This window comes from Mesorhizobium sp. M1E.F.Ca.ET.041.01.1.1 (assembly GCF_003997355.1).
GTDB lineage: Bacteria > Pseudomonadota > Alphaproteobacteria > Rhizobiales > Rhizobiaceae > Mesorhizobium.
In genome coordinates, this window is record NZ_RZSL01001059.1 from 1 (window position 1) to 1,147 (window position 1,147).

The 1,147-nt window shown below is 65.1% G+C and carries 2 protein-coding genes; one reads left to right on the forward strand and one right to left on the reverse strand.

The genetic code is table 11. From position 1 onward, the window contains the following. Positions 1-331, forward strand: a 331-nt coding sequence (locus tag EOA38_RS37315) for a DMT family transporter (protein ID WP_145966324.1), incomplete at its 5' end; no start/stop codon positions are given. A gap of 9 nt (positions 332-340) precedes the next feature. Here the strand turns inward: EOA38_RS37315 and EOA38_RS37320 are convergent. Then, positions 341-1,147, reverse strand: an 807-nt coding sequence (locus tag EOA38_RS37320) for a zinc-dependent alcohol dehydrogenase family protein (RefSeq protein ID WP_127301560.1), incomplete at its 5' end; no start/stop codon positions are given.

Below are 1,147 nucleotides of genomic sequence, written 5' to 3' on the forward strand. Positions count from 1 at the left end.
GGCGATCTGCTGGGCGCTGGCGCTGTCGCTGCCGGTCATGCTGGCGTTGACTTTTGCGACGCTGCCGCCGTCCTTCGCCGGCGTCGGCTCCGGCGCCTGGATCGGCCTCGCTTATGTCTCGCTGTTCAGCATGGTGATCGGCTTCGTGTTCTGGTATCGCGGCCTGGCGCAGGGCGGCATCGCCGCCGTCGGGCAGTTGCAATTGCTGCAGCCCTTCTTCGGCTTGGCGCTGGCGGCGACGCTGCTGCACGAACAGGTGAGCCCGCTGATGGTGGTCGTCACGCTTGGCGTGGTGGCCTGCGTGTTCGGGGCGAAGAAGTTTGCGCGGTAGAAGGTCTACTCAAAACTTCGTCACCACGCCGATGCCGATGCCTTCAAAACCGCCCATCGCCATCAACGCGGCGGGCGCTTCCTCGAGGCTGATCCTCTTGCCAACCAGCAACTCGGGCTTCAGCTTGCCGGTTCGGATCATCTCCATCATCGCTGAATAGCGGTAGGCCTGCATGCCGTGGCTGCCGCGGATTTCGAGCTCGAAGGCGATCACCTTGTCCATTGGTATCTGCGGGCGGGCATGTTCGCCCAGCATCAGCCCGACCTGAACGTGGCGGCCGCGCCGGCGCAGATTGGCGATCGAGTTGAACGAGGTGGTCGGGTGGCCGAGCGCGTCCATCGACATATGCGCGCCGCCATTGGTGATCTGCTTGACCGCCTTGACCACATTGGGCGTCGTCGAGGCATTGATCGTCGCCACCGCGCCGATCTTCTTGGCAAACTCCAGCTTCTCATCCGTGAGGTCGATGGCGATGACATTGGCGCCCATGGCGCTGGCGATCATGATGGCGGAAAGGCCGACGCCGCCGCAGCCATGCACCGCCACCCATTCGCCCGGCGTCACCCGGCCCTGGTCGACGATGGCGCGGAACGAGGTGACGAAACGGCAGCCGAGGCTGGCGGCGGTGGCGAATTCCATTTCGTCCGGCAGGCGCACGAGATTGGTGTCGGCATGCTCGATGCCGACATATTCGGCGAACGAGCCCCAGCCAGTGAAGCCCGGCTGGGTCTGGTGCTCGCAGACCTGATGGTTGCCGGAGGTGCATTCGAAGCAGCGGCCGCAGCCGACGGCGAAGGGCACGGTGACGCGGTCACC